This window comes from Caballeronia glathei (assembly GCF_000698595.1).
GTDB classification, from domain to species: domain Bacteria; phylum Pseudomonadota; class Gammaproteobacteria; order Burkholderiales; family Burkholderiaceae; genus Caballeronia; species Caballeronia glathei.
In genome coordinates this window covers 1-1915 of sequence record NZ_JFHC01000207.1, presented here as the reverse complement: position 1 = coordinate 1915, position 1915 = coordinate 1, and the positions used below count along the sequence as shown (strand labels likewise).

At 66.2% G+C, this 1915-nt stretch carries 1 protein-coding gene; it reads right to left on the bottom strand.

The genetic code is table 11. The features are described from left to right. Positions 1-1915, bottom strand: a 1915-nt coding sequence (locus tag BG61_RS38295; RefSeq protein ID WP_035943562.1) for a condensation domain-containing protein, incomplete at both ends; no start/stop codon positions are given.

Here is a 1915-nt window from a genome sequence, read left to right as displayed (position 1 = left end):
CATCACGCCCTTGGGCTTGCCGGTGGAACCTGAGGTAAAGAGCACGTAGGCGAGGTGGTGCGGGGCGACAGCGGTTTGAGGATCGTCTTGCGGGAGTGCGTCGTCGAGCGATGCATTGGGATCGAGCACGGCGAGCGCACCGGTATCGCCCAGCGCTTCGCGGCCCGCGGCATCGGCGAGCAACAGCCGTGGCGTGGAGTCGGTGAGGATGTGGCTCAGGCGCTCGCCCGGATAGGCCGGATCGAGCGGCACGTAGGCACCCCCTGCCTTGAGGATGGCGAGCAGCGCGACGACCATGCCGATGCCGCGCTCCACGCACAGCGCCACCCGATCTTCCGGACGCACGCCCAGCGCGATCAGATGATGCGCAAGCCGGTTGGCACGTGCATTGAGTTGCGCATAGGTGAGCGAGTCGTCTTCGAAGACCAGCGCGATGGCATCGGGCGTGCGTTGGACCTGTTGCTCGAAGAGCTGATGGATGCACAGATCCGCAGGATAGGACGCGCCTGTGTCGTTCCACGTCTGGACCAGCAAGGTGCGGGTCTCGGGCGGCAGCACGTCGAGCTGGTTCACCGGCGTCTGAGGCGCTTGCTCGAGCGCCTGCACGAGGCTCGAGAGCGCCTGCTGCATATACCCGCACAGTTGCTCGGGCGACAGCGGCGCGACGGTCTGCGCGGTGAGTCCGAGGCTCTCGCCGTTGTCTTCGACCGCCAGCATCAGCGGATAGTTGGTGCGCTCTTCGGCGCCGAGCAGCTCGATGCCGTCGAAGGCCTGCTGCTCATTGGTCGAGGCTTGATTGTGGCGGTAGTTGAGCAAGGCGCTAAAGAGCGGCGCGGGGGCGGCCACGCCACTGCATCGTTGAGCGAGCGCGAGCGGCGCATGTTGATGCTGCAGCAGCGCCGCGAGACGCTCATGCGTGTCACGCACGCTGTCGGCGACCGAGGCATCGTTCACGTCGAGGCGGATCGGCAGCGTATTGATCAAGAGGCCCAGGGCCTGATCCACGCCCGCCTGCATGCGCCCGAGCAGCACGGTGCCGAACACGATGCGACCGTCGGCGTCAACTGCACTGGCGGCACTGAGCACGCGCGCCCAGGCGAGATGGCACAGGCTCGCGAGACTCACGCCGAGCTGGCGAGCCTGAGTGCGCAGGCGCGTATTGAGGGACGCGGGCAACGTCAGGCGCACTTCGGCGACGGACGAGCCGTCATGGTGGACATCAGTGAGGCCGAAGGGCAGCGTGGGTTCGCTCACGTCGGCGAGCATGTCGCGGAAGAAGGCTTCATGCTCTTGCTGACTCGCACCGAGCCGCGCCTGTGCGACCAGATCGCGGAACGGCTGAGCGGCGCCGAGCGTGTGGCCTCGACCATCGAGCAGCGCGCTGATCTCCTTCTGAATCACCTCCAGCGTGACGTGATCGCCGATCAGGTGATGCCAGACGAGCAGCGCCAGCAAGCGCCCGGAGCCGGGCTCCCGAGCGATGGTGAGCCGAAGCAGCGGAGCCTGAGCCAATGACAGGCGTTGCGAGCGCGCGTCGAACTGGCGAGCGAGTTGTTCGGTGGCGGGACCATGCGCCGGATCGAGCGAGATCTCCGTAATCATCACGGGCGCCTCGCGCCAGACCACTTGAGCGGGCGTGCTCAGGGCGTCGTGGATGAAGGCGGTGCGCAGGATGTCATGCCGCTTGACGACCTGTTGCAGGGCATCGAGCCATGCATCGAGACGTGCACGGCTGTCGAAGGCGAGGCGCGCGGTTTGCAGATACGGATCGCCTTCGGTGCTCAGCATGTGGTGGAACAGGATGCCTTCCTGCAGCGGCGCGAGCGCGTAGATATCTTGCACATTGGCGAGCCCGCCGGGCACTTGGTCGACGATGCGATCGATATCCGTTTGCGTAAGCGCGATGAGCGGCAGC